The 15,947-nt window shown below is 68.5% G+C and carries 14 protein-coding genes; 7 read left to right on the top strand and 7 right to left on the bottom strand.

The genetic code is table 11. The annotated features are described in order from the left end of the window. Window positions 1-11: 11 nt before the first annotated feature. Both OHB24_RS06575 and OHB24_RS06580 read right to left on the bottom strand, forming a co-directional pair. Entirely contained in the window at window positions 12-767 is a 756-nt protein-coding gene (locus OHB24_RS06575; protein WP_327638041.1) for a sugar phosphate isomerase/epimerase family protein, read from the bottom strand. Between the two features lie 63 nt (window positions 768-830). Next, window positions 831-1,379: a hypothetical protein gene (locus OHB24_RS06580; protein ID WP_327638042.1), complete on the bottom strand. Its 549-nt coding sequence runs from the start codon at window positions 1,377-1,379 to the stop codon at window positions 831-833. Between the two features lie 122 nt (window positions 1,380-1,501). Here OHB24_RS06580 and rarD point away from each other — a divergent pair, with 122 nt between their 5' ends. From rarD to OHB24_RS06600, 4 genes are all read left to right on the top strand, one after another. After that, window positions 1,502-2,419 carry an EamA family transporter RarD gene (gene rarD, locus OHB24_RS06585; RefSeq protein ID WP_327638043.1) on the top strand — a complete coding sequence of 306 codons (918 nt, stop codon included), beginning with the start codon at window positions 1,502-1,504 and terminating at the stop codon, window positions 2,417-2,419. A 99-nt stretch (window positions 2,420-2,518) separates the two neighbouring features. Continuing rightward, complete coding sequence (locus OHB24_RS06590) at window positions 2,519-4,585, top strand: PhoX family protein (RefSeq protein ID WP_327638044.1); 2,067 nt, start codon at window positions 2,519-2,521, stop codon at window positions 4,583-4,585. A 73-nt stretch (window positions 4,586-4,658) separates the two neighbouring features. Beyond that, window positions 4,659-5,141 carry an RrF2 family transcriptional regulator gene (locus OHB24_RS06595; RefSeq protein ID WP_327638045.1) on the top strand — a complete coding sequence of 161 codons (483 nt, stop codon included), beginning with the start codon at window positions 4,659-4,661 and terminating at the stop codon, window positions 5,139-5,141. Between the two features lie 105 nt (window positions 5,142-5,246). After that, the gene (locus tag OHB24_RS06600) at window positions 5,247-5,711 is read left to right on the top strand and encodes a cupin domain-containing protein (RefSeq protein ID WP_327638046.1); all 465 of its coding nucleotides are present in this window, start codon (window positions 5,247-5,249) and stop codon (window positions 5,709-5,711) included. Here OHB24_RS06600 and OHB24_RS06605 read toward each other — a convergent pair. Beyond that, window positions 5,693-7,774: a bifunctional serine/threonine protein kinase/MFS transporter gene (locus OHB24_RS06605; protein ID WP_327638047.1), complete on the bottom strand. Its 2,082-nt coding sequence runs from the start codon at window positions 7,772-7,774 to the stop codon at window positions 5,693-5,695. The two genes, OHB24_RS06600 and OHB24_RS06605, sit on opposite strands and share 19 nt — an antisense overlap. 159 nt (window positions 7,775-7,933) lie before the next feature. Here OHB24_RS06605 and qcrB point away from each other — a divergent pair, with 159 nt between their 5' ends. Continuing rightward, on the top strand, window positions 7,934-9,241 hold the full coding sequence (qcrB, locus tag OHB24_RS06610; protein ID WP_327638048.1) for a cytochrome bc1 complex cytochrome b subunit: 1,308 nt from the start codon (window positions 7,934-7,936) through the stop codon (window positions 9,239-9,241). Here the strand turns inward: qcrB and OHB24_RS06615 are convergent. The 4 genes from OHB24_RS06615 to OHB24_RS06630 form a co-directional block, all read right to left on the bottom strand. Continuing rightward, complete coding sequence (locus OHB24_RS06615; protein WP_327638049.1) at window positions 9,228-10,340, bottom strand: XdhC/CoxI family protein; 1,113 nt, start codon at window positions 10,338-10,340, stop codon at window positions 9,228-9,230. The two genes, qcrB and OHB24_RS06615, sit on opposite strands and share 14 nt — an antisense overlap. Further along, window positions 10,333-10,815, bottom strand: coding sequence for a (2Fe-2S)-binding protein (locus tag OHB24_RS06620; RefSeq protein ID WP_327638050.1), 483 nt, complete (start codon window positions 10,813-10,815; stop codon window positions 10,333-10,335). The genes OHB24_RS06615 and OHB24_RS06620 overlap by 8 nt, the downstream gene beginning before the upstream one ends. 7 nt (window positions 10,816-10,822) lie before the next feature. Then, window positions 10,823-13,153 (bottom strand): molybdopterin cofactor-binding domain-containing protein, encoded by a 2,331-nt coding sequence (locus OHB24_RS06625; RefSeq protein ID WP_327638051.1) that lies wholly within the window; start codon window positions 13,151-13,153, stop codon window positions 10,823-10,825. Between the two features lie 148 nt (window positions 13,154-13,301). After that, complete coding sequence (locus tag OHB24_RS06630) at window positions 13,302-14,507, bottom strand: PucR family transcriptional regulator (RefSeq protein WP_327638052.1); 1,206 nt, start codon at window positions 14,505-14,507, stop codon at window positions 13,302-13,304. Window positions 14,508-14,626: 119 nt separating this feature from the next. Between OHB24_RS06630 and OHB24_RS06635 the strand changes: the two genes are divergently transcribed. Continuing rightward, window positions 14,627-15,175 carry a peptidoglycan-binding domain-containing protein gene (locus tag OHB24_RS06635; protein WP_327638053.1) on the top strand — a complete coding sequence of 183 codons (549 nt, stop codon included), beginning with the start codon at window positions 14,627-14,629 and terminating at the stop codon, window positions 15,173-15,175. Between the two features lie 3 nt (window positions 15,176-15,178). Next, entirely contained in the window at window positions 15,179-15,943 is a 765-nt protein-coding gene (locus OHB24_RS06640; protein WP_327638054.1) for a hypothetical protein, read from the top strand. The last annotated feature ends 4 nt before the right edge of the window (window positions 15,944-15,947 follow it).

Here is a 15,947-nt window from a genome sequence, read left to right on the forward strand (position 1 = left end):
ACCTGGCCGGCTTACTGGGCCCAGCTGTGCAGGTCGGCGGCGTCCTTGGCGAGCTGCTCGGGTGAGTCGTCGGCGACGAACTCGAGCAGCGCGTTGATCTCGCGCGGCTCGGCGGCAAGGCGGTCGAGGACCGGCCGCCACAGCGACTCCCGGCCCGCGAGCGGCAGCCGGTTGTTGGAGGGCCACCACGAGAAGACATGCACCGTGCTCAGCCACGGCATCAGCGCCTCGAGCTGCTGCAGGCACGCCGCGTCGTCGAGATCGACCGGCGGCTGCCAGTACGTCGTCAGGTTCGGCGCGCCGACGTCCAGCAGCAGGGTGATCGTCGAGTCGACCTCGTCGGTGAGCGTGTTGCGATGGAACTCCATCGCGATCTCGATCCCGGCGCCGGCCGCCATCTCGGCGAGCTCGCCCAGTCCACGGGTCACGGCCATCCGGTCACCGACGCCGGCATCCGCCGTACCGACGTTGCCCGCCCAGACCCGGATCCGGGGCGCGCCGAGCGCCGCGGCGGTGGCGACCGCGGAGCGCATCTCCTCGCGGTCGACGCTGCCGGCCCGCAGGTACGAGCCGTACGCCGCGACGTGCAGGCCGTGTACCTCGGTCAGGTTCCGCACCCGCTTGGCATTGACCAGGTTGCCGAGCGGGACGTGTACGTCACCGCCCCATTCGATCGCCGCGAGCCCGGACTTCGCCGCCTCCTCCACCACCTGGTCGACCGGCAACTGGCGAAACGTCACCGAGACCAGACCGGTCCTCACACCCACGCGCGCCTCCTGGTGTCCACCCCTCCATCCAACCCCATCACACCAGCGGCCTCACGCCACACGTCACCCGATGGACGGTCGCCGGTTCACACCACCGTCTTTGGCCACTGCAACTCCGGCCTTGACGGCAACAACCGGAACAGCCACAGGACCGGCCGCCGCACCCGCGGCAGCAGCAGGAGCCTGGGACGGACCACCGGGTACCTTCTTCGCCGCCGCCTCCGCGGCGAACACGACCGCATGCGCGATGTAGTCCTCGGCGCGCCCGGTCCGCTGCGAGTCCATGGTGTTCGTCCGATCGTCCGCGGCCAGCAGCTCCGACGCCAGCTTCCGCGCCGCCGATGCTTCCGGCCGCGCCTCGTCCTGCGCGACATGCGGCCGGTCGTTGCCGGCCAGGTAGGCGCTGAACGGCTCTGCTGCAGGGCTGCCCTGGTCGCCGACGGTCGCCGCGACCACATCGCGGTGCGCCCCCATGGCCTCCGCTGCGATCGCCTGCCGGACACGTTGCCCGGCCAGCACGCGATCCTCCGCGGTCAGATTGGCCGAGGCGAGCGCCGACCGTGTGACGTCGTCGGTCAACTCGTCGATGAGTTTGCCGCGGGACTGTGCCATCCGATTCCTCCTGTGGTCCGTGGCCGAAGCGCGCACAGAGTATCGAGTCGGGAGGCCGCGGGCCGTCTCACGTCATGAGCAAAGTAATTGGATGCGGCTGTCGGCGGGCTTAGGCTGACGGGGTGCCAGATCAGCGAAAAGGATTCACCTACGGGTTCGCCGCGTACCTGATCTGGGGCCTGTTCCCGCTGTACTGGAAGCTTCTCGACCAGTCCGGGGCGCTCGAACTGCTGGCCCACCGGGTGCTCTGGTCGCTGGTCACGATCGTGATCCTGGTCGCCGTACTGCGGAAGTTCACAGCGGTGAAGGCCCTCCTGGCAGAACCGCGGCGGCGGTGGCCGCTGATGGCGGCGGCGTTCCTGATCTCGGCGAACTGGGGCACCTACATCTGGGCCGTCAACAACGGTCACGTCGTGGAGACCTCGCTCGGGTACTTCATCACGCCGCTGTTCACGGTCCTGCTCGGCGTCTTCGTCCTCAAGGAGCGACTCCGGCCGGTGCAGTGGACCGCGCTGGGGATCGCGTTCGCCGCCGTCGCCGGATTGACCGTCGAGAACGGGCGTCCGCCGTGGGTGGCGATCATCCTGACGTTCTCGTTCGGGTTGTACGGACTGGCGAAGAAGCAGGCCGGCGCCGGCGCGATCGAAGGGATGGCGATCGAATCCGGCACCGTCGTACCGTTCGCGGTCGCGGGGATCATCGCCCTCGGGCTGCACGGCGACGCGTCGGTCACCCACCACGGGACGGCGTACCTCGTGCTGGTGCTGCTGACCGGGCCGATCACCGCCCTGCCGCTGCTGCTCTTCGGGGCCGCGGCGACCCGGGTCTCGATGACGACGCTCGGGCTGCTGAACTACATCGCGCCGATCATGCAGTTCATCTGCGGCCTGGTGATCTTCCACGAGCAGATGACGCCGATGCGCTGGTTCGGTTTCGGCCTGGTGTGGGTCGCGCTGGCGCTGTTCACCTTCGACAGCATGCACACCCGCCGCCGCAACATCGCCCTCGAACGCGCCGCGGTCACTGCTTCCGCAGTGTGATTGTTCGACTGCGCTTCGCTTTCTTAGGTCAACCTAAGCCGTGTGACGTTCATCTGACCTTCACTCAGTCGGCTCTCAGCTTCCCTAGGGTCGCTGATCGTGACCAAGTTCCTGCCGCTGATCAGTCAGATCGGCACCCGCCACGGGTCCCGCTCCCTGCGCACCTGCGAACTCAAGTGCGCGAACCAGTGCGACCACCCCGAGCCGAACACGTCCGGCAACGAGCACATCCAGACCGTGATGCGCTCCGCGTTCAGCCGCCGCAAGGTGCTCGCGATCGGCGCGGCCGGCGTCGGCGCCGCCGGTGTCGCCACACTCGCGGTGAACGCGCCAGCGATCGCCGACCAGACCGGCCGCGGCTCCGGCAGCGGGTCCGGTAATGGCGCCTTCCCCGGCTTCGGCCACCGCGGTGAGCTGACGCACAGCGTCGTACCGCCGAACCGTCAGGACGACATCGTCGTGCCGCACGGGTACGAGCAGGCCGTGATCATCGGCTGGGGCGACCCAGTGCTCCCGGGTGCGCCGAAGTTCGACCCGTACAAGCAGTCCGCCGAGGCGCAGGCGCGGCAGTTCGGCTACAACAACGACTACACGATGATCGTGCCGCTGCGCGACGACCGGGTGGCGTTGCTGGTCTGCAACCACGAGTACACCGACGAGAACCTGATGTTCCCGACCGGCAAGTACTCGACCGCCGAGATCGCGAAGATCGGGATGGCCGCGCACGGTATGGCCGTCGTCCAGATCGAGCGCGTCGGCCGCAAGGGCCAGTGGCGCCGCGACAAGCAGCTGTCCCGCTACAACCGCCGGATCACCGCGTCCACGAAGTTCGAGGTGACCGGCCCGGCGGCCGCGGACGCCCGCGTCGGAAAGGTTGCCTACGGCACCTTCGGGAACTGCTCCGGCGGCGTCACACCGTGGGGCACGATCCTGTCCGGCGAGGAGAACTTCAACGGGTACTACGACGTGAGCGGCACGATCCCCGCCGAGCACGTGGATTCCTACAAGCGGTACGGCGTACCGACGACCGCGACCAAGTCCGCGCGGCAGTGGAGCGTCGTCGACCCGCGGTTCGACCTGACGAAGACGCCGAACGAGGTCTACAAGTCCGGCTGGGTGGTCGAGGTCGACCCGTACGACCCGCGGTCGACGCCGAAGAAGCGGAGCATGCTCGGCCGCCTCAAGCACGAGGGCGCGACCGTCACGATCACCGCCGACGGGCGGATCGCGGTGTACACCGGCGACGACGAGAAGGGCGAGTACCTCTACAAGTTCGTCTCGGCCGGGAAGTACGACCCGAAGAACCGCAAGAACAACTTCGGCCTGCTCGACGAGGGCACGCTGTACGTCGCCAAGTTCACCGGCGACGGCTCAACGGACGGCGTGTACGACGGTATCGGCCAGTGGATCCCGCTGACCTCGGACACCAAGTCGTTCGTCGACGGCCTGTCCGTGCAGGAGGTGCTGATCAACACCCGGGTCGCCGGCGACAAGGTCGGCGCCACCCGGATGGACCGCCCCGAGGACGTCGAGCGGAACCCGGTCAACGGCCGGATCTACGCCGCGCTGACGAACAACGACAAGCGCGGCAGCAGCTTCCCCGTCGACGAGGCGAACCCGCTGGCCGTCTCGCACACCCGCGACACTCTCGACGGCCCGCTGATCGAGAAGGCCGGCAACCGCAACGGGTACATCCTCGAGATCAGCGAGGAGGGCGACGACGCGGCCAAGACCGGCTTCTTCTGGACCCTGTTCCTGGTCTGCGGCGACCCGGCCGCGCAGGAGACGTACTTCGGCGGCTTCGACAAGTCGAAGGTCAGCCCGATCTCCTGCCCGGACAACGTCGCCTTCGACGGCTCCGGCAACCTCTGGATCTCCACCGACGGCAACGTGCTCGGGTCGAACGACGGCATCTTCACCGTCCCGGTCGCGGGCCCGAACCGCGGGCAGGTCAAGCAGTTCCTGTCCGTGCCGTTCGCCTCCGAGGCGTGCGGGCCGCTGGTCTCCGACGACGACAAGACCGCGTTCGTCGCCGTACAGCATCCGGGCGAGACCGACACCGCGACCTTCGAGAAGCCCAGCTCGACCTGGCCGCACACCGACAAGTTCCCGCGCCCCGCGATCGCCTGCGTCTGGCGCCGCGACGGCGGCCGCGTCGGCAGCTGACCGCTCTCGAGGCCCGGCGCTCCGGCGCCGGGCCTCTTGACGATCGCTATCCTGGACATCTAGTATCCAGGTTATGAAGATGAACGAAGGCGTCGAGTGGGCGATGCACAGCTGCGTGAATCTCAGCTGGGCGCCCGGCGAAGCGGTCACCGCCAAGCGGCTCGCGGCCTTCTACAACCTGCCCACGGCGTACCTGAACAAGCAGCTCCAGGCGCTCGCCCGGGCCGGCATCCTCACCTCGGTCTCGGGTCCGAAGGGCGGCTTCCAGCTGGCCCGCGACCCGGGCGACATCAGCCTGCTCGACATCGTCGTCGCCATCGACGGACCGGACGACGCGTTCCGCTGCAGGGAGATCCTCAAGGAAGGTCCGGGCGCCGATGCGCGGGCCGACTACACCAAGATCTGCGTGATCTCGCAGGCGATGCGCGGCGCCGAGCTGACCTATCGCCGCGAGCTGGCGAACCGCTCGATCGCGGACATCGCCGCCGAGGTCGTCCGGCTGACCCCGAGCGCCCCGGACAACACCCGCAACCACTTCGCCAACCTGAAGTCATAGCCGGACCCGCACGCAGGCAGAACCCCTCGAAACCGGCCGCTCGCGGCATGAAACGGCACTTCTGCCTGCGCGGCCGTCTGCACCCCGCCAACCGAAGGAGACCCCATGACCACCCTGATCCGCGCCGCGAACGCCGAGAGCCTGTCCGCGAGTGGTGTCACGTTGCTGGCCGACGTACCCGACACCGACGGACACCTGACCAGCCACCGCTCGATCTTCCTGCCTGGCAAGGAAGGCGCTCCCCCGCACCTGCACCGCGAGGCCGCCGAGCTGTTCTTCGTCCTGAGCGGCTCACTCCGCGTCCTCACCGGCGAGAAGCTCGTCGAGCTCCACCAGGGCGACTTCCTCCACGTCCCGCCGAACACCGCCCACGCCTTCGAGGCCGCCGGCACCGACCCGGCCGAGGTCCTGTTCGTCCTCACCAACGCCAAGCCCCGCTTCGGCTACTACCGCCTCCTGGAAGGCGCCTACCGCGGCGAAACGGACTGGGCCGAGGTAGCCAAGACCAGCGACCTCTACGACAACCACTACGTCGAAAGCCCCACCTGGAGTCAGCGCGAGGGCTTCTGACTCCGCACCTCTCGAACGAGGTCGGCGACGAGGGCTTCGAGCGCTGCCTGGTTCGGTTCGCCCAGGGACTCCGAATGGTCGAACTCCGCCTCCAGTACGACGTTGTCGATGCGGACCTCCAGCGCCAGGCCGGTGGTGTCCTCCTGGTCGATGGAGCCGTCGTACCAGCGGCGGATGCCTTCGTCGCCGAGCTGCACGTCGACGACGACCTCTCCGTCGCGGTTCCGCTCGCGTTCGAGTACGGCGGCCGCGCGGCCGGCGTCCCGGTACTTGGTGAGGTCGAGGTTCAGCTCCGCGGCATGGTCGTCGTCGCCGTCAGAGGCGGAGCGCCTCCAGTCGCACGTGACGCTGCTGGTGTACGAATCCACCTCCGGCTCCGGAGGATCCGAGATCAGCGCGCCGACACGCTCCTGCGACGCGGCATCCATCGCGCAGATGTTCGGTACGGCGGTGAAGTCGTCCATCCGCTCGACGTACCCGACGCCTGCCCGTCCGGCGACGAAGAGCGGGACGGCGAGCCCAGCAATCACGGTTGCGACCAGAGCCCCGCGCTTCCGCGGTCCAGCCGACGTCAGCGCGGGTACGGCGATCAGCGCGGCCCCGATCACCACGAAGCCGGCGACGCTCAGCACAGGGACGATGTAGTTGCCATCGACAAGATCAGCATGCTCGTTCCACCACAGGAGGCCACCCGCGAGGACACCACCGATCAGCAGCGCGGCGACCGCGATCCTGCGATGGACCGCAGTCACCCTGCCCTGCTGTTCAGCCGGTACGACGCGCTGCCGCAGCGACCGGCTCACGCGATGCCAGCCCACGAAGAACACGAACGAGACACCGGCTGACAGCACCGAGACGACCGGCGACGACAGGCCGGCGCCGGCACCCGCGCCAAGCATCGCCGCACCGGTCAGCAGTGCCGCACCGATCAGAGTCACGGGCAGACCGAGCGATCGTCCGACGCGCGGCACCAGCCATGCACCGAGCGCGCCCCCGAGGGCGAAGGCCACGATGAGCCCGGCGAAGATGCTCAGCGGCATTCCTTCGGTCAGCCCGTAGACGATCAGGCCGAGCAGCGCACCGCCCGCGCCGTTCAGCGCCACGAGTAGCAGGACCAACGCGCCCAGTGCCCGGTTCTGCGGTACGGGGCCAGGCTCCTGCTCGAGCAGCTTCGTGGATCCGCCGAACTGCTGCGTCGGCTGGTTCGCGGGCGTGACGACGGTCGGGTTCTCGAAGGTGGGGTAGCCGCCGGCGACGGCGAGGAGGTGTTGCCGAGCGGTGGCGGCGTCGAGACGCCGCGCAGGGTCCCGCTCCATCAGGCCGGCGATCACCGGCGCGAGTGAACCGGCGCGGCGTGGCGGTTCGGGATCGCGAGTGAGTACGGCGGCGATCATTGCCGGGAGGTCGTCGTAGTCGTAGGCGTGCCGCCCTTCGACGGCGAAGTACAGCGTCGCCCCGAGTGCCCACAGGTCGGCCGGCGCTCCGGGCTCACCACCTGACAGCCGCTCCGGCGCGACGTACCCGAGAGTGCCGGTGACGAGGCCGGTCGCGGTCAGCGTACGGGTCGCGCCGGCGACCGACGCGATGCCGAAGTCGGTCAGCATCCAGCGGTCGTCCCCGCCGAGCATCACGTTCTGCGGCTTCACATCCCGATGCAGTACGCCGTTCGCATGTGCTGCGCCCAACGCCTCGATCAGCCGCACGCCGAGCTCGGCCGCGCGCCGCGGACTGAGCGGGCCGTTCGTGCGGACCGCGTGATCGAGCGTCCGCCCGGGGAGCAGCCGCATCACGATCCACGGCCGTCCGCCCTCGTCCACCACGTCGTGGATCGTGACGATCGCCGGATGGTCCAGCCCCGCGGCAGCCCGCGCCTCGCGCAACGCGCGCATCCGCAGCTTGTCCTGCTCCTCCGGGTTCAGCCCATCAGGAATCCGCAGTTCCTTCACCGCGACCTCGCGGTGAAGGACGGTGTCGAACGCCTTCCAGACCGTGCCCATGCCTCCGACGCCGATCGGCGGCTCGCTGAGGACGTATCGGCCACCGGCAAGGCTGCGTTCGGTCACGCGGAGACGATAGCGGCGCCAGGTTCCACCACCGGCCGGTTGCAAACACCGTCCGTACAACGACAGCTACCGGCCACGTTCGCGGTCAGTGATGTGCGACACGGGGCGTCACACTCTTGGGCGCTGCGGTGTCGTATGGGTGACCGAGGGAGGTCGAGCATGCAGCGTCCTTTGAGCAACCTGCGAGCGAGAGTATTTCCCAACCACTGGTCGTTGTTGTTCGGCCAGATCGCCTTCTACAGCTTCGTTGTGATCCTGTTCAGCGGCGTGGTTCTGATGCTGGATTACAAGCCGTCGGCAGAGCAGGTCGTGTACGACGGGCCGTACGGTCCGTTGCGCGGAACGGAGATGTCGCGGGCGCTGGACTCGACGCTGGCGATCACCTTCGAGACCCGTGGCGGGTTGCTGATCCGCCAGCTCCATCACTGGGCCACGCTGATCATGGTGGCGGCGATCCTGCTGCACCTGCTGCAGCTGTTCTTCACCGCCGGCTTCCGTCGGCCGCGACGCCTGAACTGGCTGGTGGTCTTCGGCCTGCTGGTCATCACGCTCGGCGCAGCCCTCACCGGCACCTCGCTCCCGGACGACATGGCGTCGGGCACGAGTCTCGCCGTACTCGACGGTGTCCTGCAGGCGACGCCGTTCGTCGGCTCTGCCCTGTCGTCGTTGCTGTTCGGAGGCGAGTTCCCCGGTGACGTGATGGCACGGTTCTACCCGCTGCACGTTGCCGTGCTGCCTGCCGCGCTCGTCGTACTGTTCATCGCCCTCAGGCGGAAGTCCGAACGGAAGGTCGTGGGACGCGCCGCGACCGTAGCCGTGCTGAAGAGGGTCGGCCTGTTCTGCTCCGTGGTCGGGGTCTCGTTCTTCATGGCCGCGACGGCAACCATCAACCCGGTCTGGCTGTACGGCCCGGCCGACCCGGCGGACACCTCGGCCGGCGTCGGCCCGGCCTGGTACCTCGCCTTCCTGGACGGCTCACTCCGGCTCGCGCCGGGCTGGGAAGTCGTCTGGTGGGGAAGGACGATCAGCTTCGCGGTCCTGTTGCCGGTCGCCGTCTGCACACTGTTCCTCGGGCTCGTCGCGGTCTACCCGTTCATCGAGGAACGGGTGACGGGCGACCGGAAGGAACACCACGGGCTCGAGCGGCCGCGCGCCAACCCGATCCGGACCGGCATCGGCGTCGCGGGCATCGTCTTCTACGGCGTCCTGTGGGCGGCCGCCGGCGCCGACACGATCGCCGTACAGTTCCATCTCTCGTTCAACACGCTGCTGCGGGTGTTCCAGATCCTTCTGATCCTTGGCCCACCCGCCGCGTTCGCGATCACCCGCCGCGTCTGCCTGGGTCTGCAGCAACAAGACACGGAGATCGCGGCGCACGGCATCGAGACCGGCCGGATCGTCCGGCGTCCCGACGGCGGGTACGTCGAGGACCACCGCCCGTCAGTGCGTCAGCTCATGTCGCACTGACAAGCTGGCTCCCACCGTGGATCCGCCCGCTGGTCGTCGACAGCGGACGGGCACTCGCCGCGCTGCGGGTTGCGATGATCTCGGCCGCGATCGAGATCGCCGTCTCCTCGGGCGTCCGGGCGCCGAGGTCCAGACCGATCGGCGACGTCAGGCGGGCCAACTCGTCCTCGGTGACACCCGCGGATCGCAAGCGGGCCAGTCGATCGTCGTGGGTGCGCCGCGAGCCCATCGCGCCGATGTAGCCGGCGTCTGTCCGCAAGGCCAGTTCCAGCAGCGGTACGTCGAACTTCGGATCGTGGGTCAGCACGCACAGCGCCGTACGGCGATCGACCTGGTCGAGGGCACCGGCCAGGAAGCGATGCGGCCAGTCGACCACGACCTCGTCCGCCTCGGGGAACCGTGCCCGGGTGGCGAACACGGCGCGGGCGTCGCACACCGTCACGTGGTAGCCGAGGAACTTGCCGACCCGCGCCACGGCGGCCGCGAAGTCGATCGCCCCGAACACGAACATCCGCGGCGGCGGGGTGAACGCCTGCACGAACACCGACACCTCGGTACGCCGGCATTCCCCGTGCGCGCCGTACTGCTTGATCGCGGTGGAACCGTTGCCGAGCATCGCCACCGCGTCCTCGATCACGGCCGCATCCAGCCCCGGATCGCCCAGGCTGCCGGTGACCCGATCGAGCTCGACGACCAGGCGACGACCGAGACCCGCTGTGACAACAGTCGCCACCGCGATCGGCCGACCCGACTCGATCGCGGCGGCCACGGTCTCGAACTCCGCGAACGACGCCCGATCGATCGGCTCCACCAGTACCTCGATCACGCCGCCGCAGGTCAGGCCGATCGCGAACCCGTCCTCGTCGGATACGCCGTACCGGCGGACCGTCGGTACGCCGGTACGGATGACCTCCTGCGCCACGGCGTACACATCGGCCTCGACGCAACCGCCGGACACACTGCCGACCGCCACACCGTCGCCGGACACCGCCATCGACGCGCCGGGCTGGCGAGGGGCCGAGCGGAACGTATCGATCACTGTGGCGAGTGCGAACCGCTCTCCGTACCAGGGGCGGACGTGCGCGAGGACGTCACGCACCCATGTCCTCCGCGCCCGCCTTGACCGCTTCGCGAATCCGCGTGTACGTGCCGCAACGGCAGATGTTGCGCAGCTCGTCGAGGTCCGCGTCGGTGATGTCGCGTCCCTCCGCCCGGGCCTGCTTGACCTTCGCGACGGCCGCCATGATCTGGCCGGGCTGGCAGTACCCGCACTGCGCGACGTCGTACTTCAGCCAGGCCTCCTGCATCGGGTGCAGGTCCTTGCCGACCGTCGCGGGCAGCCCTTCGATGGTGGTGACCTCGTCCCCGGAGTCGATGTCCTTCACCTGCACCGAGCACGGGTTGAACGCCTTGCCGTTGATGTGCGAGGTGCACGACTTGCACACCTCCAGGGCGCACCCGTACTTCGGGCCGGTGACGCCGAGCAGGTCCCGGAGAACCCACAGCAGCCGGACGTTGTCCTCGACATCGACGCTGATCTGCTTGCCGTTGAGCTTGAAAGTGTGCGTAGGCATGGATTCCTCAGAACGTGTGGTCGAGGCCGTCGGTCGGCGACTGCGGGGTGGACGGCTGCAACGGCAACGGCTCGAAGCTCAGCTTGCCGTGGTTGATCGGGAAGTACGTCGGCAGCGTGCCGGTCGCCCGCGCATACGCACACGCGACCGCGGCGAACGCCGGCGCCACCGACAGCTCACCGGCGCCGCTCGGGCTGTCGCTCGTGTTCGGCATGATCACCACCTGCACGTCCAGCGGCGAGTTCCACTCCCGGGTGTAGAAGTAGTTGTCCCAGCTGCCTTCGAGCGGGATGCCGTTCTTGATGTGCAGGCTCGACGTCAGCGCCAGCGCGATCGCGTCCTGCAGCCCGCCGAACATCTGGGCCTCCAGACCCCGCGGGTTGATGCAGAACCCGGGATCGACGACGATCACCGCCTTGGTCACCCGCGGCCCGGTCACCCCTTCGCCTTCGACCGGCCGGTTCACCGTCTCCGGCCGGCAGTCGATCTCGACCAGCGTCGCGACGGCCGCCCGGTACTCCGAGTGCACACCGACGCCCTGCGCCGTACCCTTCGGCATCGCCTTGCCCCAGTTGCCGACCTCGGCCGCCTTGTTCAGGACCGCGAGCAGCCGCTGGTCCTTGAGGAAGTTCCGGCGGAACGTCACCGGGTCCTGGCCCATCTTCGCGGCGAGCTGGTCGACCATCAGCTCCTCGGCGCAGACCACGTTCGGCGAGTAGATGTTGCGCATGCTGCCGGTGTTGAACTTCAGCGGGATCTCGTTGAGCAGCTGGGTCGTGACGCCGAAGTTGTACGGCGACGACTGGGTGAGCGCGAAGATCGTCTCGGCGAACGACAGGTTGCCGCCGACCGGGAGGTCCGCGGCGAACGCCGTGATCATCTCGCCGAGGCCGTGACCGAAGTCGGTCTCGACACTGGTATGCCGCTGCTCGTAGGTGAGCACGTTGCCGGCCAGGTAGTTCACCCGGACGCGGGACGTGCACATCGGGTGCGTGCGGCCCTGGCGGAAGTTGTCGGTGCGGGACCAGGACAGCTTGACCGCCTTGCCCATCTTCTGCGAGATCTCCGCCGCCTCGGCCGCCACGTCGTGGAACAGGTGCCGGCCGAACGAGCCGCCGCCCTGGATGACGTGCACCTTGACCGCGTCGATCGGCAGGCCGAGCTGCTTGGCGATGTCCTCCTGGGCCACGATCGGCACCTTCAGGCAGGACCAGATCTCGGCGCTGTCCGGGCCGACGTCCGCGATCGCGCAGTCCGGTTCGAGCGGGCTGTTGCTGGCGAACGCGAACACGAACTCGGCGTCGAGCGTCTTCGTCAGCAACGGCAGCGCCGGAACGGCCATCGGCAGCTGGGCCGCACGCAGCTTCTTCAGCACGGTGGCGTCGGACTCGCCGTCCACCGTGCCCGGACCCCAGGTCGCGTCGACCTTCTGGATCGCGTCGATGCACTGGCCGAACGTGTCGCCACGGATCGCGACACCGTGGGTGATGCCAACGACATCGGTGATCCCCGGCAGCGCGCGCAGCGCCGCGAGGTTGTTGATCGACCGCAGCGTCCCGTTGATCGTCGGCGGCCGGGCCACCATGGTCGGCTTGGCACCCGGGACGTTCAGGTCCATCGCGAACTGCTTGCTCCCGGTGACGATGTCGTGGCCGTCGACCCGGTTCCGCGGCTTCCCGAGAACGCTGAACTCGGACGGTGACTTGAGCTCGGCGGACACCGTGATCGTCTTGGCGGTCGCAGCGAGCTTGGCCAGCGAGCCGTACGTCGCCGTACGGCCGCTCGGACCGCTCAGCACACCCTTGCGCGTCGTCACCTTGCCGGCCTCGACGCCCCAGTGCGTCGCGGCCGTCTCCACCAGGCGCTGCCGGGCGATCGCGGCGGCCGTGCGCACCGGGAGATACATGCTGCGCATCGAGTTCGAGCCGCCGGTCAGCTGATTCATCAACAGCTCCGGCCGCGCGTCGGCGAGCGCGATCTCGACCTTGTCCATCGGGAGATCCAGCTCTTCGGCGACCATCATCGCGAACGCGGTGGTGATGCCCTGGCCGACCTCGGCCCGCGGGACCGCGAAGTAGGCGGTGCCGTCGGACTTCAGCTGGACCGTGATCAGCCCGGACGTCGGCGCCGCCGCGAGATTCTGCAGGTCGCCGAGGTCGAAGATGTCCGCCGGCTGCGGCAGCGAGGGAACCGCCGCATCGGCCGCCCGCGGGTCGGACTCGTTCGTCAGCCAGCTCACGCCGACCGCGAGGGTCGGCGCGGCGATCAGGTACCCGAGAACCTTGCGCCGGCCCAGCAGACCGCGTCTGTCGGCCGGTTGATCGCTTGGTCGATCCAACGAACGACGATGTTCGGCCATGAAGGTTCCTCCGTGCTCGAGCAATGCTGGGAACGCAGTCTGGCACCGTCATCGGCGCGGCGGCATGGCCACGATGCCCACGTTTTGCGCGGTCTTACTGTGCACAACGCACAGCCCGGCCCTTCGGTCACGCGGACGGCGGGAACAGTCTGAAAGCACGCAGCGCAAGGCCGAGTTCCAGGTGGAAGCCTTCGTCGCTGAGGTTACGGCCGGTGATCTGATGGACCCGGTGCAGGCGGTTGATGACCGTGTTGCGGTGACAGTGCGCAAGGTCGGCGGTACGACGTACGGAGCCTGCCGCGAGCACCCACTTGTCCAGGGTGTCGAGCAACAGTTCGCGTTCGGGCGCCGGTACCGTCATCAGCGGCAGGAGCCAGTGCTGCACGAGTTGCTCGGCCAACTCCGGTGCGCTGAGCAACAACGCCTCAGGCAGCCGCTCTGTCAGCGCCGCCACGTCGATCTGACCGGCCGGGAGTGTACGACGGGCCAGCATCGCCTGCCGGTACGCGATATTCACCTCGGCCAGACCGGAGACGACGCCGGACAGACCGGCCGGTGCGTGGACGACGTCACGCAGGGTACGCACCACCGTGACCGGGGATTCCGTGCCCACAGCAAGCAATCCGACGACGGTCTGCGGGCGGACCTGCCACGCGGACGCGATCCGGAGGCCCGCAAAGCGCCGTACGAACGAGGAGGTCGTGCACTCGTCGTCGACCAGGTTGTCAATGGCCACCACCGCGTAGCAGCCGTGCACGGGGACATCGAGGACGGTGGCTGCCTCTTGGATGAAGGCCCGATCCTTCCCGGGGCCGTGCAGCAGGCCTTCCCAGAGGGTCGACCTGCGGCGCTCGTCGGCGCGGACGAGTTGCCGTTCGGCTGCGTGGTAAGCGGCCGCGACCTGCGACGACGTGCGGTCGACGACCTCCCAGACCTTGCTCGCGACATCCAGCAGCGCCTCGGTCTCGACCACACCCTGGGCACGAGCCTCGTCGATCAAGGCCTCCCACACCAACCGCCCGCCAAGGCGAAAGGACTTGAGTACGTCGTCCAGCGGCATCCGCTGCTCCGCCCGCCGCCGCCCGGTCGCCTGCGCCGCGTCGAAGTGATCGTCGTTGTCGGCAATCATCTGCACAACGCGGGCAACGTTGTCATGACAGGACCGCCACAGATCCTGCCGCGGCACCGCACCCATCTCGCGATACGCGGGGTTCTGCTCGTAGATCGTCTCGACCAACGCATCGGTCAACGCCGGCAGATGCAGCAACACACTCTCGGCCAACGCTTCAACCGTCAGCTCCACCACCGGCAACGCAACATCCCGCTCACCCATAGTCGGCACAGCATCGCACACGGTCGCCGACTTGGGTACGGGTGGAGTACGGGCAGCGGACTGTTCCAACAGGTCCTTACCGTTCGCAGCAACACGTTCGGGACAACAGTAGGGAAACCATGTCTTCGCAGAGCATCCGCCGACGCGTCCTCCGCAGAGCCGCCGCCCCGGCCGCCGCCGTGGCCCTGGCGGTCGGCCTCACTGCCGCCCTGGCCACCACCCCCGCCGCCGCCAGCGGCTCCTACACCGGTCGCGCCTACGTCTACGGCGAAGGCTCCCTGGTCGGCGACTGGAGCGACGAGGGCGTCGTCAACGTAGCCACGCACCGCTCCTCCAACGTGACCTGCCTGTGGCAGACCATCCTCTGGGCGGACGGCTACCTGCCGAGGTCCGACATCGACGGCATCTTCGGCGACCAGACGCACGCCGCCACGGTGAGATGGCAGCGGAACCACGGGCTCACCGCGGACGGCTCGGTCGGCAAAGCGACCTTCGCGAAAGCGCAGCAGAACATCGTCCTTCAGGACACCTCGGGCGGCTACCAGTACGGGATGTACGACGGAAACAGCCTCTTCGCCGTCCGTCGCCCGATCAACGCCGGGAACTGGATGTTCGCTTCGCCCAGTGGCGTCTTCATCTCGGCCGCCTACAACTGGAAGACCTGCTGACCTGTGCGCAAACTCATCGCCGCGCTGGCCGCCCTTGCTATCGCCGGCGCCACGCTCGTAGCCGTCTCCGCCGGCGCTGAAGCCGCCACCACCTGGAAGGCCCACGACAAGAACTGCAAGACCCTGAAAACCTCGGAGGGCGTGGAGATCGGCTCGGTCTGCGCCGAGGTGCAGAAGCGGGTCACCGACTCCGGATCGGTCACCGGCTACCGCGGGCGGGCGTCCGTCGCGCCTGTCGCCGGCCAGTCGATCACGCCGGACCACTACGTCTGGAACAGCCACATCACGGAGTACTGTTCCGGCGGCGAATGCGCTCCGAAGACCACGGCGTGGACGTCCTCCTGGTCCCCGGTCCTGACGTCCGAGAGCACATATGTCACTTGGGGCGATTACGGGGACGTCGGAGCCTCCTGGAGCCAGTGGTTCAAGCTGGCGGGCCGATGCGTGACCTACGTCGCGGGCGAGGTCTGCGTCAACCGATACGAGCGCGGCTACCGCACGTACCACGAGGAGCGCGGACAGCTCATCGTCAGGCCCGCCTCGGGTCAGTGGATCGAGCCGCGGTGGGTCCGGGTCGGCCACGTGATCAACGGTGAGAGCACCTCGCAGACCACCAACCTGTGCGACCCGTCGTGCACGCGGACCAGCACGAACTTGTCGCGGTCGGTCGTGCGCTCCTTCGACAGCGGCTACGAGGAAGGCTTCGCCTCCGCCAGCTGGGCCCTGCCTTCCGGAGCAGTCAAGAGCATGCGCGTCGCCTACCCCTGACGGC

This window comes from Kribbella sp. NBC_00482, assembly GCF_036013725.1.
In the GTDB taxonomy this organism is placed as follows: Bacteria; Actinomycetota; Actinomycetes; order Propionibacteriales; family Kribbellaceae; genus Kribbella.